Source organism: Sulfitobacter sp. M368 (assembly GCF_025141875.1).
Taxonomy (GTDB): Bacteria; Pseudomonadota; Alphaproteobacteria; order Rhodobacterales; family Rhodobacteraceae; genus Sulfitobacter; species Sulfitobacter mediterraneus_A.
This window is the reverse complement of record NZ_CP081113.1, coordinates 1,765,576-1,790,462: the sequence shown is the minus strand read 5'-3', so window position 1 is coordinate 1,790,462 and position 24,887 is coordinate 1,765,576. Positions and strand designations below refer to the sequence as shown.

At 58.0% G+C, this 24,887-nt stretch carries 23 protein-coding genes and 2 tRNA genes; 14 read left to right on the top strand and 11 right to left on the bottom strand.

Annotated elements, in window-relative coordinates:
* Positions 1-31: 31 nt before the first annotated feature.
* From rnd to purM, 3 genes are all read right to left on the bottom strand, one after another.
* Positions 32-1,189: a ribonuclease D gene (gene rnd / locus K3754_RS08955; protein ID WP_203212144.1), complete on the bottom strand. Its 1,158-nt coding sequence runs from the start codon at positions 1,187-1,189 to the stop codon at positions 32-34.
* Positions 1,190-1,264: 75 nt separating this feature from the next.
* Entirely contained in the window at positions 1,265-1,861 is a 597-nt protein-coding gene (gene purN / locus K3754_RS08950; RefSeq protein WP_259943003.1) for a phosphoribosylglycinamide formyltransferase, read from the bottom strand.
* The gene (gene purM / locus K3754_RS08945) at positions 1,858-2,904 is read right to left on the bottom strand and encodes a phosphoribosylformylglycinamidine cyclo-ligase (protein ID WP_259943001.1); all 1,047 of its coding nucleotides are present in this window, start codon (positions 2,902-2,904) and stop codon (positions 1,858-1,860) included. Before purM ends, purN begins: the two co-directional genes overlap by 4 nt.
* A 116-nt stretch (positions 2,905-3,020) precedes the next feature.
* Between purM and K3754_RS08940 the strand changes: the two genes are divergently transcribed.
* Positions 3,021-3,094 (top strand) — tRNA-Ile (locus K3754_RS08940).
* Between the two features lie 218 nt (positions 3,095-3,312).
* On the opposite strand, the gene K3754_RS08935 is transcribed toward K3754_RS08940, so the two are convergent.
* The 4 genes from K3754_RS08935 to K3754_RS08920 form a co-directional block, all read right to left on the bottom strand.
* Positions 3,313-5,253 (bottom strand): methyl-accepting chemotaxis protein, encoded by a 1,941-nt coding sequence (locus K3754_RS08935; RefSeq protein ID WP_259942998.1) that lies wholly within the window; start codon positions 5,251-5,253, stop codon positions 3,313-3,315.
* Positions 5,254-5,297: 44 nt separating this feature from the next.
* On the bottom strand, positions 5,298-6,173 hold the full coding sequence (locus tag K3754_RS08930) for a phosphate/phosphite/phosphonate ABC transporter substrate-binding protein (RefSeq protein WP_259942995.1): 876 nt from the start codon (positions 6,171-6,173) through the stop codon (positions 5,298-5,300).
* A gap of 125 nt (positions 6,174-6,298) precedes the next feature.
* Entirely contained in the window at positions 6,299-6,748 is a 450-nt protein-coding gene (locus K3754_RS08925; protein WP_203211367.1) for a DUF4442 domain-containing protein, read from the bottom strand.
* An 82-nt stretch (positions 6,749-6,830) separates the two neighbouring features.
* On the bottom strand, positions 6,831-8,156 hold the full coding sequence (locus tag K3754_RS08920) for an ATP-binding protein (RefSeq protein WP_259942993.1): 1,326 nt from the start codon (positions 8,154-8,156) through the stop codon (positions 6,831-6,833).
* Positions 8,157-8,201: 45 nt separating this feature from the next.
* Here K3754_RS08920 and K3754_RS08915 point away from each other — a divergent pair, with 45 nt between their 5' ends.
* From K3754_RS08915 to K3754_RS08880, 8 genes are all read left to right on the top strand, one after another.
* Positions 8,202-9,134, top strand: a complete 933-nt coding sequence (locus K3754_RS08915) for an MBL fold metallo-hydrolase (RefSeq protein WP_259942990.1) — start codon at positions 8,202-8,204, stop codon at positions 9,132-9,134.
* Between the two features lie 60 nt (positions 9,135-9,194).
* A tRNA-Asn gene (locus tag K3754_RS08910) sits at positions 9,195-9,269 on the top strand.
* A gap of 381 nt (positions 9,270-9,650) precedes the next feature.
* Positions 9,651-11,771 carry a DUF4214 domain-containing protein gene (locus K3754_RS08905; RefSeq protein ID WP_259942987.1) on the top strand — a complete coding sequence of 707 codons (2,121 nt, stop codon included), beginning with the start codon at positions 9,651-9,653 and terminating at the stop codon, positions 11,769-11,771.
* A 161-nt stretch (positions 11,772-11,932) separates the two neighbouring features.
* The gene (locus tag K3754_RS08900) at positions 11,933-12,070 is read left to right on the top strand and encodes a hypothetical protein (RefSeq protein WP_259942985.1); all 138 of its coding nucleotides are present in this window, start codon (positions 11,933-11,935) and stop codon (positions 12,068-12,070) included.
* A gap of 39 nt (positions 12,071-12,109) precedes the next feature.
* Positions 12,110-12,436, top strand: a complete 327-nt coding sequence (locus K3754_RS08895) for a TfoX/Sxy family protein (protein WP_203211372.1) — start codon at positions 12,110-12,112, stop codon at positions 12,434-12,436.
* Between the two features lie 194 nt (positions 12,437-12,630).
* Complete coding sequence (locus K3754_RS08890; protein WP_259942983.1) at positions 12,631-13,167, top strand: DUF2087 domain-containing protein; 537 nt, start codon at positions 12,631-12,633, stop codon at positions 13,165-13,167.
* A 206-nt stretch (positions 13,168-13,373) separates the two neighbouring features.
* Positions 13,374-14,774 carry an alpha/beta fold hydrolase gene (locus tag K3754_RS08885; RefSeq protein ID WP_259942980.1) on the top strand — a complete coding sequence of 467 codons (1,401 nt, stop codon included), beginning with the start codon at positions 13,374-13,376 and terminating at the stop codon, positions 14,772-14,774.
* A gap of 123 nt (positions 14,775-14,897) precedes the next feature.
* Positions 14,898-15,389 carry a GNAT family N-acetyltransferase gene (locus K3754_RS08880; RefSeq protein ID WP_259942977.1) on the top strand — a complete coding sequence of 164 codons (492 nt, stop codon included), beginning with the start codon at positions 14,898-14,900 and terminating at the stop codon, positions 15,387-15,389.
* 77 nt (positions 15,390-15,466) lie between these two features.
* Here K3754_RS08880 and ndk read toward each other — a convergent pair whose 3' ends face one another.
* Positions 15,467-15,889, bottom strand: a complete 423-nt coding sequence (gene ndk, locus K3754_RS08875) for a nucleoside-diphosphate kinase (protein ID WP_203211376.1) — start codon at positions 15,887-15,889, stop codon at positions 15,467-15,469.
* A gap of 105 nt (positions 15,890-15,994) precedes the next feature.
* Here ndk and K3754_RS08870 point away from each other — a divergent pair, with 105 nt between their 5' ends.
* The 3 genes from K3754_RS08870 to K3754_RS08860 all read left to right on the top strand — a co-directional run bounded on the left by K3754_RS08870 (position 15,995) and on the right by K3754_RS08860 (position 19,152).
* Positions 15,995-17,854 carry an ABC-F family ATP-binding cassette domain-containing protein gene (locus K3754_RS08870; protein WP_203211377.1) on the top strand — a complete coding sequence of 620 codons (1,860 nt, stop codon included), beginning with the start codon at positions 15,995-15,997 and terminating at the stop codon, positions 17,852-17,854.
* Between the two features lie 24 nt (positions 17,855-17,878).
* Positions 17,879-18,508, top strand: coding sequence for a MarC family protein (locus K3754_RS08865; RefSeq protein WP_259942971.1), 630 nt, complete (start codon positions 17,879-17,881; stop codon positions 18,506-18,508).
* Positions 18,509-18,570: 62 nt separating this feature from the next.
* A complete protein-coding gene (locus tag K3754_RS08860) occupies positions 18,571-19,152 on the top strand; it encodes a TIGR02281 family clan AA aspartic protease (protein WP_259942969.1) in 582 nt (193 codons plus the stop codon).
* A gap of 803 nt (positions 19,153-19,955) precedes the next feature.
* On the opposite strand, the gene K3754_RS08855 is transcribed toward K3754_RS08860, so the two are convergent.
* The 3 genes from K3754_RS08855 to K3754_RS08845 form a co-directional block, all read right to left on the bottom strand.
* On the bottom strand, positions 19,956-20,468 hold the full coding sequence (locus tag K3754_RS08855) for a GNAT family N-acetyltransferase (protein WP_259942967.1): 513 nt from the start codon (positions 20,466-20,468) through the stop codon (positions 19,956-19,958).
* 122 nt (positions 20,469-20,590) lie between these two features.
* Complete coding sequence (locus K3754_RS08850) at positions 20,591-21,049, bottom strand: DNA polymerase III subunit chi (protein ID WP_203211382.1); 459 nt, start codon at positions 21,047-21,049, stop codon at positions 20,591-20,593.
* A gap of 5 nt (positions 21,050-21,054) precedes the next feature.
* On the bottom strand, positions 21,055-22,527 hold the full coding sequence (locus tag K3754_RS08845) for a leucyl aminopeptidase (protein ID WP_259942965.1): 1,473 nt from the start codon (positions 22,525-22,527) through the stop codon (positions 21,055-21,057).
* Between the two features lie 135 nt (positions 22,528-22,662).
* On the opposite strand from K3754_RS08845, the gene lptF reads away from it, so the two are divergent.
* Both lptF and lptG read left to right on the top strand, forming a co-directional pair.
* The gene (gene lptF / locus K3754_RS08840) at positions 22,663-23,793 is read left to right on the top strand and encodes an LPS export ABC transporter permease LptF (RefSeq protein ID WP_259942963.1); all 1,131 of its coding nucleotides are present in this window, start codon (positions 22,663-22,665) and stop codon (positions 23,791-23,793) included.
* Positions 23,790-24,887 carry an LPS export ABC transporter permease LptG gene (gene lptG, locus K3754_RS08835; protein WP_203211385.1) on the top strand — a complete coding sequence of 366 codons (1,098 nt, stop codon included), beginning with the start codon at positions 23,790-23,792 and terminating at the stop codon, positions 24,885-24,887. The genes lptF and lptG overlap by 4 nt, the downstream gene beginning before the upstream one ends.

Genomic DNA, 24,887 nt, shown 5'->3' with positions numbered 1-24,887 from the left:
CCTCCTGTTTGATTTTATTGATGTTTCTACCCTAGACCTCGACAACCTTCACGTCGTTTCCCACCGCCGTCAGCGCAATTTCACCGTTGCACAGGCGCAGCGCGTCATTGCCAAACACCTCACGCCGCCAACCGTTCAACGCGGGCAGGTCACGTAGCCCCGCAGCGATACCATCCAGATCCGCCGCAGGCGCGATCAGCTTGGCCGCCACCCCCGCCTGTTCGGTCTTGGCCTTGAGCAGGACACGCAGCAAATCGGCCAGCGCCGGGTTCACCTGCAATTTGTCACGGCTCCGGTCCGGTTTCGGCAGATCCGCTGGCGGGCAAGACACCCCCGCCGCAATCCCCTTGAGGATGCCTTCTGCGATCTCACCTTTGCGGGCCTCGCGGAGCAACAGGCGCGAACGGCTCAATTCTTCGGTGTTTTTTGGCTTCAGACTGGCCAGTTCGACCAATGCGTCGTCTTTGAACACCCGGTTGCGCGGCACATTACGCGTCTGGGCATATTCTTCGCGAAACGCTGCCAGCTCGCGCACGATGCCCAGGAACTTACCGGAATTTGTCCGCGTCTTGACCCGCTTCCACGCCTCTTGCGGCTGGGTCACATAGGTGTCGGGATTGGTGAGGATCGCCAGTTCTTCCTGCACCCAACGCCCGCGCCCGCTTTCGTCCAGCTTTTCGGCCAGAAATTCGTAGATCTGCCGCAAATGCGTCACATCGGCGAGGGCGTAGGTTTTCTGCGCTTCCGTCAAAGGGCGCCGCGACCAGTCGGTAAAACGCGAGGTCTTGTCGACGCCGCCATTGGTGATCTTGCGCACCAGCGTTTCATAGCCGACCTGCTCACCGAACCCGCAAACCATCGCCGCCACCTGCGTGTCAAAAAGGGGTTCTGGGAACACCCCAGCATCGACAAAGAAAATCTCAAGATCCTGCCGCGCGGCGTGAAACACCTTGACCACAGACTTGTCGCGAAACAGCTCATAAAGCGGCTCAAGCGAGATGTCTTTTGCCAGCGGATCCACCAAAACCGCGTTGCTATCATCGGTGCCCGGCATCGCCAATTGCACCAGACACAGCTTGGAATAATACGTTCGTTCGCGCAAAAATTCCGTATCTACAGTGACATAATCGTATTTGGCGGCTTCGCTGCAAAAGGCAGCCAGATCGGCGGTCGTGGTGATGGTTTTCATGTATTCACTTCGAAAAAACGGGTTTGCAGGGCGCAGTTCCGTCATCGGTACATCAACTGCCGCCGCTTGGCCAGATCACCCCTGCAAGAACACCGGGGTGCGATCATCGGCGGCAAACCGGCGCAAAACAGCGGGATACAGCTGATGTTCCAGCGTCAAAACACGCGCGGCCAATGTCTGTGGCGTGTCGTCCGCGTTGATGGAAAGCTGCGCCTGCCCCAAGATCGGACCATCATCCAAGGCGGCGGTGACTTCATGTACGGTGCAGCCATGGATCGTATCACCCGCGTCAAGCGCGCGGGAATGTGTGTGCAACCCTTTGTATTTGGGCAATAAAGATGGGTGAATATTGATCATCCGGCCGGCCCATTGATCGGTAAACCCGCCGGTCAGCTTGCGCATGAAACCGGCAAGGCAAATCATATCAGGCCGGTGACGGGCCATGGCCGCGCTCAGCGCCCCTTCAAATGCGGTGCGGTCGCCTTGGAACGGGCGGTGATCCACAACTTCGGTCGCAATCCCCCGCGCCTTGGCCCAGGCGATACCGCCTGCATCGGCATTGTTCGACAGCACGACACAGGCCCGCCCCGGATGGTCGCCGGTCATATCTTCCACCAGCGCCCGCATGTTGGAGCCACCGCCAGAGACAAAAATCGCAACCCGCTTGGTCAAAGCAAGCTGCCCTGATAGCGGACACCGCCACCTTTCGTGATCTTGCCAATCTGGATCGCGGCATGGCCGTCACTGCCAAAGGCCTGCGTTGCGGCCTCAACCTTCCCTGCAGGCACAACCGCGATCATTCCAAGACCGGAGTTGAAGGTCTTGAGCAATTCCGCCTCGGCCAGGCCACCTTGAGCAGCCAGCCATTTGAACACGGGCGGCAAATCCCATGCCGTCAAATCAATCTCCGCTCCAAGTCCTTCGGGCAGAACCCGAGGCAGGTTCTCAGTCAGCCCGCCGCCCGTGATATGCGCCAGCGCATTCACGCACTCCCCGCGCAGGGCTGCCACCGCCCCTTTGACATAGAGTTTGGTCGGCGTCAGCAGCGCCGCGCCAAGTGTGCCCTCACCCCAAGGGCAATCATCCCCCCACGCCAGACCGCTGACCTCAACGATTTTGCGCACAAGGCTGTAACCGTTGGAGTGGACACCATCGCTGGGCAAGCCAAGCAGGACATCGCCTTCGGCCACATCGCGCGGCAATTCCGCGCCGCGTTCCATTGCACCAACGGAAAATCCTGCCAGATCAAAATCGCCCGCGTCATACATGCCCGGCATTTCCGCGGTTTCGCCGCCAATCAAGGCACAGCCAGACAGGGCGCAGCCCTCGGCGATGCCCTCAATGATCCGTGTCGCCTGATCCAGCTCAAGCTTGCCCGTCGCAAAATAGTCGAGGAAGAACAAAGGCTCCGCACCTTGGCAGACAAGATCGTTGACACACATAGCCACCAGATCAATGCCAATCCCGTCCACATTGCCGGTGTCGATCGCGATGCGCAACTTGGTGCCCACGCCGTCTGTGGCTGCAACCAGAACCGGATCGGTGAACCCTGCGCCCTTGAGGTCAAACAACGCCCCAAAGCCGCCAAGGCCGGACATCACACCGGGCCGCGCCGTGCGTTTGGCAGCCGGTTTGATCCGTTCGACCAATGCGTTGCCTGCATCAATATCAACGCCCGCATCGGCGTAGGTGATTCCGTTTTTGGGTGCTGACATGCTCTGGTCCCCTGGCAGTGAGATGTTGCGTTGCTGCGGGGTTAGTCCATCCCTGCAAATGGTGCAACGGTAAGCCTTGACGAAAGCGCCGCACCCGCATACCCAAACGCCGTGGCGGGCCTGTAGCTCAATTGGTTAGAGCAGAGCGCTCATAACGCTTTGGTTGCGGGTTCAAGTCCTGCCGGGCCTACCGCTATCTCATAAAAAACCCATCAAGCCGAACCTACAGCCATGTCTGAAGTTGATTCGCTTAGGGCTGCCGCGATTTCTGGGAATTGGCTGTCTGGCGAAGATCTATAAGGCCACAAGCCGTGCTCCAGTGTTGCCAAGGATCTGCGCCTGCTTGCCGTGCCGAGTCATGCTTCGCCTGGCATTGCACTGGCCCGCCTCTGGCCGCGAAACAGGCATCTATGATGCAAGTGCAATGTTTTCTGAGGGCGCATCTGTCAGTTCCGCCAATTTGAAATGCGACACTGCATCTGACAGGGCGTCTGTTTCGTTATTGAGCGCCTGGCTGGCGGCGGCGGTTTCTTCGAACATGGCTGCGTTTTGCTGCGTGACCTGGTCCAGCTTGGTCATGGCTTCGTTCACTTCGTTCAAGCCTTCCGATTGTTGCTTGGTGGAGGCCGCGATGGAGCCAACAAGTTCGGTGATTTCTGAGATGGAGGCCACGATATCTGCCAGCGATGTGCCTGTTGTTTCGACCAGCTCCACCCCGGCGTTGACCTGGGTTTCGCTTGCAAGAATCAGCTCGCTGATCTCACGGGCCGCATCTGCCGATCGTTGGGCAAGCGCACGCACTTCGGTGGCCACAACTGCAAATCCGCGCCCGGCGTCCCCTGCGCGGGCCGCCTCGACCCCGGCATTCAGGGCCAGCAGATTGGTCTGAAATGCAATTTCGTCGATGACTTTGGTGATTTTTGAAATCTGATCCGATGATGATTTGATCTGCCCCATGGCAAGGATCGCAGATTGCGCCACCTCGCCGCTTTCATCTGCCTTGATGCGTGCCGATTGCGCCCTTTCGTCCGCGTCCTGCGCCCGGCCGGACGCGGAGTGCACGGATGCGTTCAATTGGGTCAATGCGGCGGTCGTCTCTTCAAGCGTGGCGGCCTGCCGCTCCGTTCGCTGCGACAAATCATTTGCACCAGAAGATATCGCCGCGGTCTCACCGCGAATGGTAGAGGTCAGCATGGCCACGGCAGAAATCGCTGACCGGAGGGTCACAACGGTGGAATTGAAGTCGGAGCGCAGGCCTTCATAGGGGCCATCAAAAACCGCATCAATCGACACGCTGAGATCACCATCGGACAGTCTTTTCAATGCATTGGCGAGCGTATCGACAACCTTGGCCTGCTGGTTCAAAAGCGCCTGACGTTCCGCATCGGCCTGGCTGCGCATGGCGTCCCTTTCCGCGGCGCGTTCCGCCTCTTCGGCGCGGCGGCGCTCTGCTTCGGCGGCCTCCGCTTCGGCGCGGCGTTGCTCTGCCTCGGTCTCGGCTATCTTGCGGGCTTTTTCCTCGGCTGCGTCCTGCGCGGCGCGCGCCGCTTCGTTGCGCTGCATCTCGCGGGCATCAACAACCGTTTGGCGAAACATGTCTATAGCTTTGCCAAGCTGGCCAATCTCGTCCTTGCGGGCCGCCATTTTCGGCCGCTCAAAATCGGTATCGTCATTGGTGATCTTTTTGATCAAGGTCGCGCTCACCGCCAGTGGGCCGCCGACCAAAAATACTGTCACGCCGTAGACCGCGACAGCAGCCAGAACCGCAGCGATGGCCGCAAAGCTGATAGAGGCGTTGATTGTGCTGGTCCTCAGATCGCCGGACAGCGCAGAAAGCAGATCGGCCTTTTCTTCGGTAAGGGTGTCGATCCCATGCCTCAGGGCCACAATCGGGGCGAAACTTCGCGTGACCACCACGGTTCCAAAATTGGTGCCATCCGCCGCGACGGTTGCAGTGACCGCGCGGGTTTCCACACCTTCGGGGATGGCGCCACCTTCGGCCAGTTCAACACCATCCATTGTTTTGAACGCCACATGCGCCACGGAAGGATCCACCAGCACGGCAGAGATGATTTTGTCCAGCAAATCAACGTTGTAAGAGGCCAATGCATCGCCACTGACGGAGGTCAGAAGATCAATTATGAACTGCATTTTTGTTTCGGCGTCTGCTTCGGCATCGGCAATCTGGGTTGCGCCCAGTTGGGTCACCATACTCAGGCTTTTCTGCCCGAATGCCCCCAAAGCGTCGGTCTGGCGCGAGATGTTGGCCGTTGTCACCAATGCGACCATGCCGATGCAGAGCATTCCAACAATCATCGCAAGTTTTATCGAAATGCTCAGTCTAGACATCGGACACCTGTTTGATCTCGAAAATTCTTCCCGGCGCAGAACGCTCAGTCGCTGCCCCCTGCCAAAATCCCAACCGCATCCAAGGCATCAATAATGCCGGACAGATCTTGCGGCGCGTCAAAACCCTGCACCCGCGCCGTTTCCAACGCCGGAGCGCCCGCAGCGAGCCTGGTCAACGCATCACGCAGCCGATTGACGGTCTGAACATCATAATCGGCATGCGCAAAGACCATCCACTCAGGATAAAGGCCCGTGCTATGGGCATGGGGAAAACCAACCGTTTCCTTGCGGTCCACGATGATCACATCCCCTTCGGCAATCTCGCCCCGTGCGATCATGTCATCTACCATCCCCGTGCGCACAAACCCCGCGTCAAACGCACCTTTGGCCACGAGGTTTACGATGTCTTTTTGGCTTTTGGCGACGGCATGCCGGCCAAAATCGTCCGGTGAAGTGATGCCAAGGCCCAGCAGATAATGGGTCTGAAAAATGAACCCACCCGCCGCAGAAGTCTTGAGCGTCATGACACTTTTGCCCTTGAGGTCCGCAGCGGATGTGATCCCCGCATTGGGGTTTGCCACGATTACCCCGCCAAATTGTTTGCCGGTTTTCTTGACCACGCTGGCGACAGGTTGTGCGCGCATCTGGGTCGTTGCGATCGCAGCCTGAACCGGATTTCCGATCACCACGTCCAACGCGCCACTGTCCAGTCTTTCCAAAAGGTTACCGGCGTTCAGGGCGATCAGCACCACCTCTTCGTCCAGCATCGCTTCCAGCTCTTTCGCGACGGGTGACCATTGCTTCATCGCGGTTGCCTCCCCCGTGGGGGACATCACGCCCAGCCTGACAGTTGCATCTGATGCTGTGGGAAAAAGGAAAGGCAGGCACAGCAGGGAAAGAACGAGTAGGGGCAATTTCATGGCAGAGTCCTTTGATGTTCGAGGCATCGCGCCTTTCGGCCGCGGTTTATTCACCGCGTACCTATCGCCCGCACCCTAATGGGCGATTAACATCCACCGGAAATGGCCTGATCGCACAGGCCGCGTTATCTTTTGGCGCTGACGTACCAATTCACTGTCATTTCAACCACGGTGTCGCCGCTGCTGTCCTGGATATCGACGGTCACGTCAAAGGCCACCTTGCCCGTGTCCTTGATTGCTGCCATCAACGCCGCCCCCGGCTGGGATGTTTTGGCATGAGCGGTCAATGTCCCAATCGCGACCTTCTTGAAAGCGATCTGACCGGTTGCTGCCACCGGCCGCATCTCCAGGATCACCGGTGCCAAGGCCCCCGCAACCGCCGCACCGGAGGCCGCCTCGCCCAATGTGAACATCGCCCCTGCATGCATGCTTTCGATATGGTTGGACACCTCTGTGCGCTGCTCCAGCTCGGCACTGCCAACACCGTCGCCAACCTCCAGCAATTTGACGCCAACATGGTTGGCAAAAGGCACAGCTGTGCCAAGGTGGGCTTTGATCATCTCATAGGGGTTCATTGCGGGCTCCTGCGCTTGTTTGAAGCTAACGTGCAAACCATTGGCGACAAAAGCAATCCTGCCGCTGGGTCAGATGCCTGTTCTACCGTGCAATCACAATATCGGCCCGCAACCCGCCAAGCCGGGTGGATTCGCCAAGACGCAGCACCCCGCCATGGGCCCGTGCAATATCCGTGGCAATGGCAAGGCCAAGCCCGACACCGCCGCCTTTGTCCTGGTTGCGTGCCGGATCAAGGCGGGTAAAGGCGCGGGTGGCCTCGGCGCGGCGGCTTTCGGGAATGCCCGGACCGTCATCCTCAACCCGAATGCGCAATGTCTTGTCGCTGAGCATGACAGACACTTCTGCCCGCGCCCCATAGCGCACAGCATTGGAAATCAGGTTGTCGACCGCCCGCCGCATCGCCACGGCCCGCAGCATAACCGTGCCTGTACCGTCCCCCTCCGGCGGCAGCAACGTCACATCGCGCCCTGCCCTGCGGGCCTCGTCCACCAGACCCGCTATCATCTTGTGCGGTTCGATGGCTTCGGGTTTGCCCTCACCGGCCCCTTTGGCAAAGTCAAGAAACTCGTCCAACATGCGCTGCATGTCATCCACATCCTGCAACAGCGGTGCAGCCTCCTCTTCATCCAGCATCGACAGTTCAAGCCGCATCCGCGTGAGCGGCGTGCGCAGATCATGACTGACCCCTGACAGCATCAATGTGCGCTGTTCGATCTGCCGCTCGATACGTGCCCGCATATCGACAAAAGCCGCCCCCGCGCTGCGCACCTCGACCGCGCCAGCCGGCGTATAGGGCAAATGCCGCCCCCGCCCGAACGCCTCTGCCGCGCGGGCCAACCGGCGAATGGGGCGCAATTGATTGCGCAAGTAAACCGATGCGATGAAGGTCATCAAAACGCCAAAAAATAGCGTGTAAACAAACAGCTGGTGCGGATTGGACGCCGACACCCGCCGCCGGTCAAGCCCCACACGCACCGGCCCTTTGCCGCTGTCCAGATACAGCAGAACCTGATTGCCCTGCGTCAGATCGACCGCAAGGTAATCCGGCAATTCCGCCTGCAATTTGTCATCCAGAACCCGCCCCGAATAATCGTACCAGACCATCTGGCTTTGTTCCGGCACTGCGCCTTGATCAACCGGTTGCACATTCATGTCGAGCAATCCAACCTCCGCCGCGACACGGGACGGAATGTCACTGGAATCCTCCGTCTCCTCCACCACCTGCATGACCATCGCCAGCTCGCGCATCATGGCGGTGGTCATCTGCTGGGTGACCCCCTCGAAGTGCCGTTGGGCAAAGACCACGGTGACCACCAGTTGTACAAAGACAACCGGCAACATCAGGATCAGCGCCGCACGTCCGTAGATGCCGCGCGGCATATATCGTTTGAGCCAGACAAAGAACATGCATAGACCTTAGGGCCAGGAGCCACCGCTGTGAAAGGTGAAATCATGCAAGCCCCCGATAACTTTGATCCGCCCATCGGCACCCCGGAAACGCTTGAGCCCGGCTTGCAGAGGATCGTGGCGCCCAATCCCTCACCGATGACCTATCGCGGCACCAATACATATCTGCTGGGCACCGGCGGTCTGGCGGTGATCGACCCCGGCCCTGATGACCCTGCGCATTTGCAGGCAATTCTGGATGCCGTCGGCGACGCACAGCACATCAGCCACATCATCGTCACCCACAGCCATCTGGACCATTCGCCGCTGGCGCGCCCCTTGGCACAGGCCTGCAACGCCCCTGTTCTGGCCTTTGGCAGTGCCGAGGCAGGCCGTTCTCCGGTTATGCAAGATCTCGCCCGCAGCGGGCTTATGGGCGGCGGCGAAGGCATCGACAGCGCCTTTGTCCCCGACATCACATTGGCGGACGGAGAACAGATCAAAGGCGACGGCTGGACGCTTGAGGCGCTGCACACCCCCGGCCACATTGGCAATCACCTGTCTCTGGCCTGGAACGACGCCTGCTTTACCGCCGATCACGTGATGGGCTGGGCCTCTTCACTGGTTTCGCCCCCCGATGGCGATTTGACCGACTTTATGGCCTCCTGCGCACGGCTTGCGGCACGGGACTGGCGGGTGTTCTATCCCGGCCATGGAGCCGCTGTGGATGATCCCGCTGCGCGGTTGAACTGGCTGATTTCGCACCGCCGCGCGCGGGAGACCTCTATCTTGCAAGAACTCAGGTCAGGCCCCGCCACCGCGGCCACCCTTGCCGCCCGCATTTACGCCGATACGCCGCCCGCATTGCTGGGCGCGGCGACGCGCAATGTACTGGCCCACCTTATTGATCTCATGGGACAATCTATCACCGCACCGGTCGGAGACCTACACGCCGAAGCGCAATTCAAGGTTCACCCGGACCCGTCCGAAAAAAAGTGAAAAAATGCCCGAAAACCCTCTGGACGCCCCAGATTCTCACGGCTATACGGTGCAGACCGTTCCGACGTAGCTCAGCGGTAGAGCAGTTGACTGTTAATCAATTGGTCGTAGGTTCGATCCCTACCGTCGGAGCCAAAAGTTTCAAAGGGCCTAGCAAGAAATTGCTGGGCCCTTACTTTTTGCGCCAGTCCGAACCTCAAAAATGCAATTCAAGTTTTGCGATTTGCACCCAAAAGATGCGCATTTCCGCAAGTTAGTGGACAAAGTCTATTATTTCGATTCGGGCATCCAGCAGATCGGAATCATATCATTGTCTTGATCGACGAAACAAACCGAGTGCTTGCAAAATATTGTTCTCGATATTCACCAGCATTTGCGCCTGCGCTGCCACATTTCCCCTAAATGAGCTATTTTCCTTGAGAGATGCACACTCTTTCGGGCAGTTTGTTGTTGAGGGTCGGGGGACTTTCAACTTGAACGCAGAATGCTTCGGTTGGGTTAATTTTAGGGTTTATTATGCCTAGACTTACCCTCACGGGATCTTCTGCGACCGGCTCTTTCGTTGCCAAAAGCATGTTCGGCGCAAACGCTGTTTTTGAGCGCACCGACGATGGCGCACCCGGCGAGGCTTATTCATCAGCCGCAACCAACCTTGGTGTCACCTCCGTGCGTTTTGGCGGCGGGCAAAGCGATTTGCCACCCGCCAGATTGCATGACGATGGCGAGAGCCCCGTGGATGGGGACGACTGGATCAACATCGTGACCATGCCGGGCGGCAATCTGCGCTCCGAAGTTGTGAACTTCTTCGAGTGGTGCAGCGCGGGCGGCTATGCCGGCCCCGATGCCGATCCGATTTGCGCGGTTCTGGTGATCCCTACAAAACATCTGAACACAGAAAACTACGCCGGTTTTGCCGATGACATCGCAGCCTTTACCCAGGCCGTGATGACCCAATACGGCCATCTGATCGAAGCCTTCCAGATCGGCAATGAATACTGGGACATCGGCGAAACGGCCTACGGCCAACGCGCCTCGATCGCAGCCGAGGCCGTTGAAGCCGGCATGATCAGCGCGGGCATTGCACAACAGGATCAACCGTCGATCATTGTGCAGATGGCCACTGCCGGCAACGTCGGCTCAGAGTTTCAGGCCACCCCCGGCGTGAATGACTTCCGCCAGCGCAATGATGATGCCAACCAACAGATCATTGATCAACTCAGCGACGCCGCCCGCGGCGCAATCGATGGCGTGACAGAGCATTATTACTACAACAAAAGCCACTATGAATTCGGCACCCACTCCAACGAAGTGAACTTTATCGATCGTGATTTCGATGTTTGGTCCAAGGCTTTTGATAAAGATCTGGATCTGCACATCACGGAATGGAACGTGCGCACCACGACAACCGCCCAACAGGGTTTTGTTGCCGGGTCTACGCTGATCAAACAATTCTCGAACATGATCGAACTTGGCGCGGATGCGGCCAATATCTGGGCTTTGGACTATCATTCCAAAACCGCCCTGACCCTGGAGACCGATGGCGGTGCCATTATGGATGATCAAGGCCGGATGATGAATTCCTCGCAAGCGGCCGCCTTCGACCTGATGGCGGGGTCCATTGCAGGTAAGGAATTGATATCGCTTGGCTTTGAACAAGCCTTCCCGCAGATCGAAGTCACCACCTATGCGGATCTGAACACAACCGTGCTCTATGTCTCGTCCCGCACTCTGGACAGCCTGGATGTAACGTTGGACCTTTCGAAACTCTTTGCAAACGCCGCTTCCATCAGCGGCGTCAAAGTCTCACTGGACACCAACACAACCAACGGGTTGCAGTGGGACAACGGCATCGCAACCGACGGCATCACCGTCGACGGGCGCCCCTATTTTTACAACGAACATGACGCAGATGTGTATTTCACCGATATCACCTATGCAGACGCCAGCGACATCACCTTTGATTTGAAACCCTTTGAGTTCCTTGAGCTGACAATCGAAACCCCGCCCGCGCCTGTTGAATTGGCAAAGTTCATCGGCAGCGACGCAGACGATCTGATCATTTATGACGATCTGCTGGGCGAGGCAGACGGCGGCGGCGGACTGGACAGCTTGTTGGTAAATGCCGGGCGCAATGATGTGAAGGTCAAGCAGCACGACGACGGGCACATCGCCTTTTCCCACGCTGACACCGCACATGATCTCAAACTCGACGGTGTGGAGCGGATCTGGTTTGACGATGGCGCCATCGCATTTGATTTCGAAGGCAACGGCGGGCAGGCCTACCGTTTGTACCAAGCCAGCTTTGACCGAACGCCGGATGAGGCCGGTCTTGGGTTCTGGATCGGTCAACTGGATGGCGGTGCGCTCTCGCTGAACCAGATTGCCCAGTATTTTATCGACTCCGAAGAATTCACCCAGACCCATGGCGACAACGACATCTTGACCGATGCGCAATATCTCGACCTGCTTTATCACAACGTGCTGGACCGCAATCCAGATCAGGCGGGTTATGATTTCTGGAGCATGCAACAGGACAACGGTTTGTCTCGGGCCGAGATGCTGACGTTTTTCTCCGAAAGTGACGAGGTCAAGACCAATGTATCTGCCGCCATCGAGGACGGGATCTGGTTTGTCTGACCCGGAAGCGGCCTTCCAGAGAAAACGTTAAGAACATAGGGCTTTCGGCAAGAAATTGCCCCTATTCGGCCCCCTTCCAGCCCCTGCATCGGCATGCTTTTCTGCAATTCTTGCCTCAGGCGCGGACGATTCCCGTCCCCCATTGAGCGAGGAGCAGATCCATGATCCGTCCAGAACCGAAGAAAGACCAACAGAGCGAACCACAGCAGACCCAAACGCCAGAGCCGCAGTCCGCGACCGGCCAGACCCAGGACCAGCAGCAGCCCGCGCCCCTGATCACCGATTACGCCAGCCTTTGAGGCGTGACAGACCTGCCTGTGCAGATTAAACACGGGCCTATGTCCACGCCCGTTTCCTCCCTGCGCAACCTTGGCCCTGCATTTGAGGCCAGTTGCACCAAAGCGGGTATAAACAGCGCAGAAGAGCTGCGCGCGCTGGGTGCCGATGCCGCCTACGCCAAATTGCTGGCCTCCGGGATGCGTCCGCATTTCATTGGATATTATGTTCTGGTGATGGCGCTTCAGGGCCGCCCGTGGAACGATTGCAAAGGCGCCGAGAAAAAGGCTTTGCGCGTGACATTCGACGCGATCAAAGCCGCCAGTTTTGACCCCAAAACCTCTGAATTTGAACGCATGATGAATGTGATCGGTGTCCGCGAAGGGTAATCCGCGCGTCCTGCCCCCTTGCCGCCTGCCCGCCCATGGACTAGACCTGCCCTCGGTTGGCAGTCACCTAGGCGTCGCTGTCCCTGTTTGGGGAAGCTAAAGCTGCCATGATCAGACAGCATACGACATTTTGTCAGGTGCCCGTCGTAAGACAGCGACCAACGACATTTCCCGTGGCACCATGAGGACATGACATGTCGAAAGACCTTATCCCGCTGCACATCGCGGATATCTCCAGCTTTGCCCGCCATCTGAACGGGCAGCTTAAATCCCAAACCGAAACACCATCGCACCTGAGCTTGCTGAACATGCTGGCCCGCGCCGCTGGTTTTCGCAATTTTCAACATCTGCGCGCGGCCAATACCGCGCTGGCCCGGCTGGATGCTCCGCAAGAGGTCACGGTCGATTTCAAATTGGTAGAACGGGCGCTCAACCAATACGACGACATGGGACGCCTGCGCCAATGGCCCGCCAAACGCAGCGTGCAGGTACTGTGTCTCTGGGCGTTCTGGTCACTTTTGCCCGCGGAGACCACGTTGCAGGAACGCGATGTGAATGGTCTCTTCAACAAAGCACATCTGTTCGACGACGCTGCCATTTTGCGCCGCAGTCTTGTCAGCATGGGCCTGATCGAACGCAATCTGGACGGCAGCGACTACCGCCGCATCGAACAGGCCCCGCCCCCCGAGGCCCGCGAGGTGATCCGCAGATTGCAGGGGCGGCAAGGCTAACGAGATTGACCTGGCCCGTTGAACTGCCACTATGTGGAAGTTCAACAGCCTGCCGGCAGAGATGGTTGAATGTCGGGTCCTGCGGTCAGAGCCATCAGATTCAGCAGAAACGTTGTCGTTTTGGCCTCTTCCAAAAGGCACGCAAGCCTGTACACATTTGTCACAACCTGACAGTTCTCGAGGATTGGACAAACTGAGAGGGATCCGTGTCTGCGATTCAAGGTCAAAGAAAACTGGCTGCCATTCTGACAGCAGATGTCGTCGGCTACTCCCGGTTGATGGCAACCGATGAATCTGGAACGCATGCCCGCTTGAAACTTGTTTTGGCAGAGGTTTTCAGACCTGTCGTAAAGCGCAACGCAGGCCGGATATTCAAGATGATGGGGGATGGCGCCCTTGTCGAATTTGCAAGTGCGAACGAGGCTGTGAAATGCGCCGTTGAGCTTCAAGACCTGCTGGACCAGGGGCAACAACAAAGCAGTCCGGGTGAAGAAATCAGGATGCGCATCGGGATTAGCCTGGGCGATGTCATCGTTGAGGGCGCCGACCTGTTTGGCAATGGTGTGAATGTCGCAGCGCGTATGGAGAGCCTTGCCGAACCGGGTTCGATCTGCATTTCGGGAAATCTGCAAGAGCATCTGACCAGCAGCGACACCTTTGAATTGATCGATTTGGGCCCTTGCCAAGTAAAGAATATACCTCAACCCGTGCAGGTTTTCGAAGTCAGCCGAAAGAAGAACGCGGCTGAAACGTCGGTCAAGACACCATCATTTGTGCAAGATATCCGGTTTTGCGAAACGCCTGATGGTGTCCTGATCGCTTATGCAACGATCGGCGAAGGCCCACCAGTCGTATCAGTTTCGAACTGGCTCACCCATCTGGAACTGGACTTTCAGATCCCCATGCGCCGTGAACTTGTTCGACTGCTTTCGACCGACAACCAGATTATCCGATATGATGCGCGCGGCAGTGGTTTGTCGGACAGGGACATCAAAGATTTTTCTCTGGATGCCTCCGTCATGGACCTGACGAGTGTCATCGACGCACTTGGTCTGCAGGAGGTGTCGCTGGTGGGTCAATCTCAAGGTGCTGCCGTTGCGGCGGCATTTGCTGCGCGGAATCCAGATAGAGTGAAGAAGCTGGTCTTGTGTGGTGGATACGCGCGAGGCCGCCGGATGAGAGGGTCAAAAGGCCAAATCGCCGAGAGCGATGCCTTCATCACCATGATCAAGGAAGGTTGGGGCAAAGAACTGGATGCCTACGTGCGCATGTTCGGCGCCTTCTTCATGCCGGATGCAAACGCCGAACAATTGTCAGGTTTCACCAACCTGCAACGCAGGGCCACTCCTCCGGAGAACGCGGCAAGTATTCAACTTGCAATCGACAGCATCGACATTTCGGAAGAACTGGCCAATGTCAAAGCACAAACACTGGTTTTCCATGTGCGCGAAGATGCAAGAGCGCCGTTTGAAGAAGGAAGAAGGATGGCGGCGGCCATCCCCAATGCACGATTTGTCCCCTTGGAAGGGCGCAACCACGTGATGCTGAGCAGCGATCCGGCTCTTCAACGCTTTTTGAGCGAAGTTTCCAAATTTTTGAAAGATTAACCCAGAACCAACTTGTGCCCTTATGTTCATAGCAGAACCCTGACCAGCCTGAGCAAAGCCAGTGACGTGAGCGGGCGCCAATCAACTCGAGTCAGACCACCGCCTCAGCCACGGAGACCCATCATGCAGACCTTTCGCACCGCCGTTCCAACAGATGCGCCGCGTTGTTTTGAAATCGAAGCCGCGGCCTACAGCGCCTCCGAGGCGGCAACGCTCGAAAAGATAACAAAGCGGATCGCCGGCCATCCGCAAGGGTTCGTGGTGCTTGAGGTACAGAGCAAGGTCATCGGCTTTATCAACAGCGGCTGCGCCCATGAGGTCGATATGTCGGATGATGACTTCAAGGCTTTGATCGGCCATGATCCCGATGCACCCAATGTCGTGATCCTGTCCGTAGTGGTCGATCCCGCGCACCACGGCAATGGCCACTCGCGGACCTTGATGCGGGAAATTGTGCGGCGGATGATTGCGCTCAACAAACAAACCATTCACCTGATGTGCAAAGACCATTACGTGCCGCTTTATGAGAAGTTTGGCTATCGGTATAGCAAACTGTCCACCTCCACCTACGGGGGCGTGCAATGGCATGAAATGGTGATGCCGCTGGCGGGCTGAACCAGCAGAATGACACCGCACAAAAAAGGGCCGCATTGCTGCGGCCCTTACAATCCTTGTCTGAGAAATCAGAAGGCTTAGCCCACCAACTCCAGACCGGAGAAGAAATACGCGATCTCGACCGCTGCTGTTTCCGGTGCATCGGAGCCGTGAACGGAGTTCTCTCCAACGCTTTCGGCGAACTCGGCGCGGATTGTACCGGGCGCGGCGTCTGCCGGGTTGGTTGCACCCATGACTTCGCGGTTTTTCGCGATGGCGTTTTCGCCTTCCAGCACCTGAGCAACGATTGGCGCGGAGGCCATGAATTCGCACAGTTCGTCATAGAATGGACGCTCGGCGTGGACTTTGTAGAACTCGCCCGCCTGCGCCTTGGTCAGATGGATGCGCTTGGATGCGACAACGCGCAGACCTGCGTCTTCGAATTTCTTGACGATTGCGCCGGTCAGGTTGCGCTTGGTTGCATCTGGTTTGATGATAGAGAATGTACGCTCAAGGGCCATTTGGCTTGCTCCTTTGGGGTGTGAATTTGGCCGCTCCCTAACATGGGGTTTCACAGTTGAAAAGCCGCGATTGACGGCGGGCCGGTCTTGGTCCACACCCCGCGCATGTTACGCATCTCAGAAATCAATTACTCCGTCGAGGGTCGCCCTCTGTTTGAAGAGGCCAGCGCCGTCATTCCTGAAGGTCACAAGGTGGGTCTTGTGGGTCGCAACGGCGCGGGCAAGACCACGTTGTTCAAGATCATCCGCGGCGAGCTTGGGCTGGACGCCGGCGCGATCACCCTGCCCTCCCGCGCCAAGATCGGCGGCGTCGCCCAAGAGGTGCCCTCCTCCGACGTATCCTTGATTGATACGGTGCTGGCCGCCGACACCGAACGCGCTGCCCTGCTGGTTGAAGCCGAAACCGCCAGTGATCCGGGGCGCATTGCCGATATCCAGTCACGGCTGGCCGATATTGATGCCTGGTCGGCCGAAGGGCGTGCCGCGTCGATCCTCAAGGGTCTCGGTTTTGACGATGAAGAACAACAAATGCCCTGCTCTGCATTCTCCGGCGGCTGGCGGATGCGTGTGGCCCTGGCCGGGGTTCTGTTTGCCCAGCCCGATTTGCTGCTGCTGGATGAACCGACCAACTATCTTGATCTCGAAGGGGCGCTGTGGCTGGAAAGCTATCTCGCGAAATACCCCCATACTGTGATCATCATCAGCCACGACCGCGGATTGCTGAACCGCGCGGTGGGCGGGATCTTGCATCTCGAAGATCTCAAACTGACCTATTACCAAGGCCCCTACGATCAATTCGCCCGCCAGCGTGCCGAACAGCGGGCCGTGCAGGCGGCAATGGCCAAGAAACAACAGGCCCGCCGCGATCACATGCAATCCTTTGTGGACCGGTTCAAGGCCAAGGCGTCAAAGGCCAAACAGGCGCAATCCCGCCTCAAGATGATCGAGAAGATGGACATGATTGCCACCCCCGAACAGGCGGCAAAACGGGTTTTCACCTTCCCCGAGCCAGAGGAACTGTCTCCGCCCATCATCTCCATCGAAGGCGGCTCTGTCGGATATACCGAAGGCAACCCGGTGCTGTCGCGGCTGAACTTGCGCATTGATCAGGACGACCGCATCGCGTTGCTCGGCAAGAACGGCCAAGGCAAATCGACCCTGTCCAAGCTGCTGTCGGACCGGTTGATCCTGATGGACGGCAAGGCGGTCAAGGCCAACAAACTGCGCATTGGGTTCTTTGCCCAGCATCAGGTAGACGAGTTGCAGATCAAGGAAACCCCGCTGCAACATATGATCTCGGCGCGCCCCGGTGTGCTGCATTCCAAATTGCGGGCGCAACTGGCCGGGTTTGGCCTTGGTGCGGAACAGGCCGAAACCGAAGTGGGCCGCCTGTCGGGTGGTCAAAAGGCGCGTCTGTCCCTGCTATTGGCGACATTGGATGCCCCGCATCTGCTGATCCTCGATGAGCCGACAAACCACCTTGATATCGAAAGCCGCGAGGCGCTGGTTGAGGCGCTGACGCAATATTCGGGCGCCGTGATCCTTGTCAGCCACGACATGCACCTGCTGTCGATGGTAGCAGATCGTCTGTGGCTGGTGTCTGACGGCACCGTCAAACCCTATGACGATGATCTGGAATCCTATCGCAAGATGCTGCTGACCCCGACCAAACCGGTCAGCAAGAACGCCAAGCCGAAAGAGGCGCCCAAACCCAAACGCGCCAGCCGTGACGAGATCCTCGCCCTGCGTTCCGAAGTGCGCAAGGCCGAGGCGCGCGTTGATAAACTCAACGAAATGCGCGACAAACTGGCCAAGAAACTGGCAGATCCGGCTTTGTACGAAGACGGCAAAATCGGCGAGCTTGAGGTCTGGAACAAGAAATACGCCGAAGTGATGGATGCGCTGGAACGCGCGGAAACGCTTTGGATGACGGCTGAAAGCAAACTGGAAAAGGCCTCCGCCTGATCCACCGGAACAAGGGAGCGGGCGATGGAGCTCGACACCGCCTATACGATCACAGTGCTGGTCACCCTGTTTGTGGTGATGGATCCGATCGCGATCGCGCCGGTGTTTCTGGCCCTGACGCCCGGTATGAGCAACGCACAGCGCCGCCGCATCGCATGGCGTGCGGTTGCCGTGGCCGGTTTTGTCCTGGCGATCTTTGCACTGGCCGGTGAGGCCGTTTTGACCTTTATCGGAATTTCCATGCCGGCCTTTCGCGTGGCGGGCGGTATCTTGCTGTTCCTGACCGCCATCGACATGTTGTTTGATCGGCGCACCAAGCGCCGCAAGGACCGTGCCGACGAGGACGACCATGACGATCCATCGGTGTTCCCCATCGCCATCCCGTTGATTGCGGGGCCGGGTTCCATCGCCTCCATTATCTTGCTGACCGGGGAAAAACCGGGGGTCGAAGGGCTTGCCACCGTGATTGTCATGACAGTCCTCATCCTTGCCGTGATGGCGCTGACGTTGCAGGCCAGTGGCTATCTGGAACGGATCGGCAAGACCGGAATCAACGTGATCACCCGTCTGCTGGGCATGTTGTTGGCCGCGCTTTCGGTGCAATTTGTGCTTGATGGGCTGGCCGCATTCGGATTTGGCCCCAGCACGGGCTGAAATTCCGCCTTGCCGCCCCTATATCCCTTTGAAGACCACAGCGGATGAGCGGGAACTGACATATGGCCGAAATAGAAACCGGACGGGTGATTTACCTCGTTGTGCTGCTGATCATGGTGGCGGGCTGGTTTTTTATGCAATCACGTCAGGGGTTGAACCGGACCCTGCAATATGCGGCTGTCTGGGGCATGATTTTTGTCGGCGGCGCGGCGGCCGTGGGCCTGTGGCAGGACATCTCGCGCAGCGGCTCTGGCGCGCAGGTGCAAATGACCGGCGCAGGCCAGATCATCGTGCCCCGCGCCCGCGACGGGCATTATTACCTCACCGCGATGATCAACGGAGAGAATGTCCGCTTTGTAGTCGATACGGGTGCCTCCGATATGGTGCTGACCCAAGCCGATGCGGAACGTGCGGGCATCGACCTTGAAAACCTCGCCTATCTGGGCCGCGCCAACACCGCCAATGGCCAGGTGCGCACCGCTTTTGTCCGGCTGGATCAGGTGACTTTGGGGGATGTGACAGACCGCGATGTTTCCGCCGTGGTCAACGAAGGCGAAATGTCGCAATCCCTGATGGGAATGGGATACCTGCAACGCTGGGGCCGGATCGAGATTGCCGGAGGTGAGCTGATCCTGACGCGGTGATTGGGGGGCTAAGGTCGGAGTTTTTTCCGAGAGGGAGGAAATGAAGGTCTGCAATGAGCCCAACTTGACCTCGATCAGTCCGTGGTATCTGCTCCCAGAACACATTCCTAAAAGAGTACTACGATTGCGATTTTCGGTTCTAGCTCTCCTGCTGCCACTTACGTTTGCTGCATGCAGGGGCGAACACTCCAAAACTGTGACCATCGCAGAGGGGCATCACATCGAAATGTCTCTCTCAGGCTTGGTCAGTTTCCAATCAGATTGGGAGCGATATCTGACAGTTTTTGATGGCGAAGGGAAAGTTCGAGTTGAACTTCTATCGAATACAGGGTGGTGGAGGGGATCGAGTCTATATCTACATAAATCAGGCGCTTACGTGTTGAATGAAGGGCAAGGCGGCTGTGTTGTTTTTCAATCATCCCCGCCTGAGATTCTTAAAGGCTACTCGCATCTCTGCTACCGAAGGGCTATGGATACCGAGCAGTCCAATCTGATTTTTCAGTCAGATAACTGCACTCCTTCTCGACACTATGCTGACCTTTGTTTTATTGGGCTTTTTTTTGAGGCCGAGGGCTTAGAGAACGCGCTGGAGTTTAATTGGTCGGACACTCAACCTGAACCTCTTCTGCCTACTCCTCCATGAAAAGCTTCAAGGTCGGCATTGTCCGCATAGCCGCCGTTGGCTCTCCTGTGTGTCGTGCCCCACCCTGCCAGTTGGAAATGCCGACCGAAATTGTCGGATGTCGGGTATGAGCCCAAACAGACGCCATAGACGTGAGCAAGAACACACTCTCGGCACTATCTCAGTCGATATTCAAGGCCATGTAGATCACGTGCGGGGATACATCTTGTGAGTGCTCTGCTTCGGGGTAAAACTCAACATCTCGGAACCCTTCCGAACGGTACAGTGCATGAGCGGAGGACATGAAAGCAGTGCTATCTAAAAAGACCTGCGAATAATTTGCATTGCGCGCTTCGTCTATCAACCGCCGAACCACTTTGCGCCCAAGACCTTCGCCCCGCACTGCGGGCCGGACATATAGCCGCTTAATCTCTACCGCGTCAGCTCTAATTTCTCGATAGAAACCAATGGCATTGGCAACTCCACTAGGGTCGCGCGCCAGAACCGTCCGCCCGTTTGGCGGTAAAACTTCGGTCAGATCTAGCATTGCGTTCGAAAGAGCCACATCGACATCAACGTTCAGATCATTCTCAGCATTAAAGAGCGGAACGACCCACGAAAGATATTCCCTGAGCAAAGTCTCGACTTCGGAAGTGTCTGATATGGCGTCTGGCGTCTCGAGGAAATGGGGCATCACATCGTCAATCCTACATGAAGTCCTGACAAAGTATCACGTCTGCCTCGAAACAAAAGTCAGAGTGCTGGCGAGTGTATTGAACGGCAATTACGTCCGCACAGCCCCCCTCTCCAAACCTCTCAGGTCTCTGCCTTTTTTTCCCAACGCCCTGATTCTTCCGACCAATATTGCGCCGACGCGCCTGCGTCCTTGAGGGTCTTCCACTGGGTACGGGCATGGGCCACCGCCGCCTCGTCCATGCCGTCAAACAAGATACACACCCTGTCCAATGTCCCCACTTCTTCGGCGCTGACCTCGGCCCCGTGCACGGACATCACGCAATTGGGCCGGTTGGGGGCCTCCGTGGTTGTGGTCAACAGAACCGGTTGATCCGCGTCCTGCGGCCCGCCGGCCAGACCATGGGGCAAAAAGCTGTCCTCTGGCCCCCGCCACAGCGCTTGATCCAGCGCGGCAAGGGCCGATGCATCTGTCCCGCGCACCGCGACCTTCCATCCGTTATCAAGCGATTTGCCCAGCAGCATCACCAGCGTTTCCGCCAGTGATTTCCGCGTCAGGTGATAGAAAAACGCAGCGCCCATCGGCGTTACTCCACCTCGTATCGATCTGCGATCAAACGGTTCAACGTCGCAACGCCCCAGCCCGTCGCGCCGACAGGGGCCAGCGCGGTTTCGGATTTGACCGAAGCCACACCGGCAATATCGAGGTGAATCCACGGAACGTCGTCTTTGACAAACCGTTGCAGGAACTGCGCCGCCGTGACCGAGCCCGCCGGACGTCCGCCGATGTTTTTCATATCTGCAATCCGGCTTTTGAGCATATCGTCGTAGGCCTGACCCAAAGGCATCCGCCACGCGCCCTCACCCTCGGCCTTGGCAGCCTTGAGGAAATCGTTGCACAGGTCATCATCATTGGAGAACACGCCCGCATTCTCATGGCCCAGCCCGATGATGATTGCACCGGTCAAGGTCGCCAGGTCAATCATTGCGGAGGGTTTGAAGCGTTCCTGCGCGTACCACATCACATCACAGAGCACCAAACGCCCTTCGGCATCTGTGTTGATCACCTCAACCGTGTCGCCCTTCATGGATTTGATCACATCGCCGGGGCGCACCGCATTGCCCGAGGGCATGTTTTCAACCAGACCAACCAGACCGACCACATTGGCCTTGGCGCCGCGCAAAGCCAGGCTGCGCATCACGCCAGAGACAACGCCCGCGCCGCCCATGTCCATGGTCATGTCTTCCATACCCGCGCCGGGCTTCAGGCTGATCCCGCCGGTGTCAAACACCACGCCCTTGCCAACCAGCGCCAAAGGCGCATCGCCTTTCTTGCCGCCGTCCCAGTGCATGACCACAACCTTGGAGGGGCTGTCAGATCCCTGCCCCACACACAAAAGTGTGCGCATACCGAGGTTTGCAAGCTCGTCTTCATCCAGAACTTCAACCTTGAGGCCCAGTTCACCCATCGCAACAAGTTCGTCTGCGAAGCTGCTGGTGGTCAAGACATTTGCCGGCGCATTGGTCAAATCACGTGTCATGAATGCGCCCTCGGCAACGGCCAGCAATGGCGCTGCTGCCTCGCTCGCTTCATCGGGTTTACCGCACATGATGGTCACGGCCCCGGCACGCGGTTTGGCGTCTGATTTTTGCGCGTCATAGCCATAGTCACGCATCGCCAAACCAAAAGCCATATCTGCCACCCGCCGCATGCCTGCCGCCAGCGCCAGCACATTGGACTTGCCGCGGCGCTTGGCCAATGACGCACCTGCGCGCCGCGCCTCCTGTACCGATGCCTTGCGCGGCAGGAACACCACATCCACCGCCTCGGCCGCCAAACCCGTCGGGTAGGACATCACATGCAGGTCCCCGGCCTTGGCCTTGGCAAACCCCTCGCCCTCCACCAGACGCAACAGCGCCCCGCGCATCAGCTTGTTGACCCGCCGCGCCCCGGCATCAAGGCGACCTTCGGGATCGACAAATACCGCAATCCGCCCCTGATGTTCCGCGATCTGGTCGATCTCGGTGCTTTCGAATGTGATGGGTGTCAAAGTTGTCATTGCGCAGGCCTCTGTCTGGTTTCGCGACAAGACCTAGCGCGGCACCGCCGACATGACCAGATAGCAGTTTTCGCCGATCAGATAATGCAGTAAGATTGTGCCAACACGCCGTTAGAGCAACTTGGGGGAGTCGCAGTGGCCAAATTCGACCGCTATTTGCTGTCGCAGCTTCTTGTGATGTTCGGCTTTTTCGCGCTGGTACTGGTGGCCCTGTTCTGGATCAACCGGGCGGTTGTGCTGTTTGACCGTTTGATCGGTGATGGGCAATCGGCCCTTGTTTTCCTTGAGTTTACCTCGCTTAGCCTGCCCAAGCTGATCACCACGGTCTTGCCCATCGCGGCCTTTGCAGGCGCGGTCTATGTCACCAACCGGATGAGCGGCGAATCCGAGCTGACGGTTTTGCAATCCACCGGCACCAGCCCATGGCGGCTGGCGCGGCCCGTGCTGGTTTACGGCCTTTGCGTTGCCCTGATGATGAGTGTGCTGAGCCATTACCTTGTGCCGATGGCACAGGCCCAGTTGAACCAGCGCGAAAACGAGATATCCCAGAACGTTACCTCGCGGTTGCTGACCGAAGGGACGTTCCTGCACCCAACGGAAAAGGTAACGTTCTACACCCGTCTGATCGACGAAGATGGGGTGTTGCGCGATGTGTTCCTGTCGGACCGGCGCGATCCTGAACAAGGTGTCATTTACACCGCGGCGGAAGCCTATCTGGTGCGCAACGGCGATGGCACGACATTGATCATGGTGGACGGGCTGGCGCAGCGGCTTGGCACTGCAGACAACCGCCTCGCAACGGCCAAGTTCCGCGATTTTTCCTTTGATATCTCCGGCTTGATGACCAAAGCCCCCAGTGGCAACAAGTCGGTTGGCAATATGATCACCCCCGACCTGATCGGCGATTGGGACGCCATCGCTGCCAACACCGGAGAGCCGACGGGGTCCATCGCCGAGGAACTGCACGCCCGGTTTGCGCAATCTCTGTTTTGCGTCATTGCGGCGATGGTTGGCTTTGCGACGCTTCTACTGGGCGGTTTCTCGCGCTTTGGCGTATGGCGTGAGGTAGCCATTGCCTTTGGCTTGTTGATCTCAATCGATGGCATGCGCGGCGTTCTGGTCGATATAGTGCGGGCAGATGCCCAGAATTGGCCCCTGCTCTATCTGCCGTCCGCAGTCGGATTTTTACTTGTGATCGGAATGCTTTGGCAGGCGGCAAACCCCGGTTGGCTGCACCGGTTGCGCCGCAGGAGGGCTGCATCATGATCCTGCACCTGTATTTTGCCCGTCGCTTTGCGATGACCTTTTTGCTGATTACGGCGGTGCTGTTTGCGCTGGTGATGCTGGTGGATGCGGTGGAACAGGCCCGCAAGTTCGGCAGCTATGATATCGGCTGGCAGAACATCATGGGGCTGACTCTGCTCAACGCGCCGCAGACCATCAATTTGATTCTGCCTCTGATCATGATCCTCGCCACGGTGACGCTGTTTATCTCGCTGGCCCGATCCTCCGAAATGGTGGTGACGCGGGCGGCGGGACGTTCGGCGCTGCGGTCCTTGATATCTCCGGTGGTGGTTGCGCTGATCATCGGTGTGATGGCGGTTGGCATGCTCAATCCCATCGTCGCGGCGACGGGCAATCGGTATTTGCAGTTGTCGGAAAGTTACCGCGCGGGCGGTGCATCTGCCCTGTCGATCAGCGACGAGGGGCTGTGGCTGCGCCAAGGCAGCGCGTCGGGCCAGACCGTGATCCGCGCCTGGCGGTCCAACGCCGATGCATCCGTTCTGTTTGATGTGACGTTCCTGTCTTATGACAATGCCAACGGCCCTGTGCGCCGGATCGAAGCGGGCAGCGCCGCGTTGCAAAATGGCCAATGGTCCCTGCGCAATGCCAAGTCATGGCCGCTGGCCGCCGGTCAAAATGCAGAAGCCAACGCAGAGGTTTTTGAGACACTGGTGATACCTTCCTCCCTGACCCTTGACCGCATTCGCGAAAGCATTGGCAAACCGGGGGCTGTATCGATATACAATCTACCCGACTTCATCCGCCAGTTAGAGCAGGCAGGCTTCAGCCCGCGCCGCCACAAGGTCTGGCTGCAAACCGAAATCGCCCGTCCCTTCTTTCTTGTTGCGATGGTTCTTGTTGCGAGTGCCTTTACCATGCGCCATACCCGTTTTGGCGGCACGGGGGTGGCCGTTCTGGCATCTGTCCTGCTGGGGTTTGGTTTGTATTTTATTCGCAGTTTTGCGCAGATTTTGGGTGAAAACGGGCAAATTCCCGTGATGCTTGCTGCTTGGGCACCGCCCGTGGCGGCGATTCTGCTGGCGCTTGGCCTGCTGTTGCACGCAGAGGATGGCTGA

What these genes read in the sequence shown, in the direction of transcription:
- rnd (WP_203212144.1), bottom strand. Translation starts at nt 1,189, where the DNA reads ATGAAAACCATCACCACGACCGCCGATCTGGCTGCCTTTTGCAGCGAA.
- purM (WP_259943001.1), bottom strand. Translation starts at nt 2,904, where the DNA reads ATGTCAGCACCCAAAAACGGAATCACCTACGCCGATGCGGGCGTTGAT.
- K3754_RS08935 (WP_259942998.1), bottom strand. Translation starts at nt 5,253, where the DNA reads ATGTCTAGACTGAGCATTTCGATAAAACTTGCGATGATTGTTGGAATG.
- K3754_RS08930 (WP_259942995.1), bottom strand. Translation starts at nt 6,173, where the DNA reads ATGAAATTGCCCCTACTCGTTCTTTCCCTGCTGTGCCTGCCTTTCCTT.
- K3754_RS08925 (WP_203211367.1), bottom strand. Translation starts at nt 6,748, where the DNA reads ATGAACCCCTATGAGATGATCAAAGCCCACCTTGGCACAGCTGTGCCT.
- K3754_RS08920 (WP_259942993.1), bottom strand. Translation starts at nt 8,156, where the DNA reads ATGTTCTTTGTCTGGCTCAAACGATATATGCCGCGCGGCATCTACGGA.
- K3754_RS08915 (WP_259942990.1), top strand. Translation starts at nt 8,202, where the DNA reads ATGCAAGCCCCCGATAACTTTGATCCGCCCATCGGCACCCCGGAAACG.
- K3754_RS08905 (WP_259942987.1), top strand. Translation starts at nt 9,651, where the DNA reads ATGCCTAGACTTACCCTCACGGGATCTTCTGCGACCGGCTCTTTCGTT.
- K3754_RS08900 (WP_259942985.1), top strand. Translation starts at nt 11,933, where the DNA reads ATGATCCGTCCAGAACCGAAGAAAGACCAACAGAGCGAACCACAGCAG.
- K3754_RS08895 (WP_203211372.1), top strand. Translation starts at nt 12,110, where the DNA reads ATGTCCACGCCCGTTTCCTCCCTGCGCAACCTTGGCCCTGCATTTGAG.
- K3754_RS08890 (WP_259942983.1), top strand. Translation starts at nt 12,631, where the DNA reads ATGTCGAAAGACCTTATCCCGCTGCACATCGCGGATATCTCCAGCTTT.
- K3754_RS08880 (WP_259942977.1), top strand. Translation starts at nt 14,898, where the DNA reads ATGCAGACCTTTCGCACCGCCGTTCCAACAGATGCGCCGCGTTGTTTT.
- ndk (WP_203211376.1), bottom strand. Translation starts at nt 15,889, where the DNA reads ATGGCCCTTGAGCGTACATTCTCTATCATCAAACCAGATGCAACCAAG.
- K3754_RS08870 (WP_203211377.1), top strand. Translation starts at nt 15,995, where the DNA reads ATGTTACGCATCTCAGAAATCAATTACTCCGTCGAGGGTCGCCCTCTG.
- K3754_RS08865 (WP_259942971.1), top strand. Translation starts at nt 17,879, where the DNA reads ATGGAGCTCGACACCGCCTATACGATCACAGTGCTGGTCACCCTGTTT.
- K3754_RS08860 (WP_259942969.1), top strand. Translation starts at nt 18,571, where the DNA reads ATGGCCGAAATAGAAACCGGACGGGTGATTTACCTCGTTGTGCTGCTG.
- K3754_RS08855 (WP_259942967.1), bottom strand. Translation starts at nt 20,468, where the DNA reads ATGCCCCATTTCCTCGAGACGCCAGACGCCATATCAGACACTTCCGAA.
- K3754_RS08850 (WP_203211382.1), bottom strand. Translation starts at nt 21,049, where the DNA reads ATGGGCGCTGCGTTTTTCTATCACCTGACGCGGAAATCACTGGCGGAA.
- K3754_RS08845 (WP_259942965.1), bottom strand. Translation starts at nt 22,527, where the DNA reads ATGACAACTTTGACACCCATCACATTCGAAAGCACCGAGATCGACCAG.
- lptG (WP_203211385.1), top strand. Translation starts at nt 23,790, where the DNA reads ATGATCCTGCACCTGTATTTTGCCCGTCGCTTTGCGATGACCTTTTTG.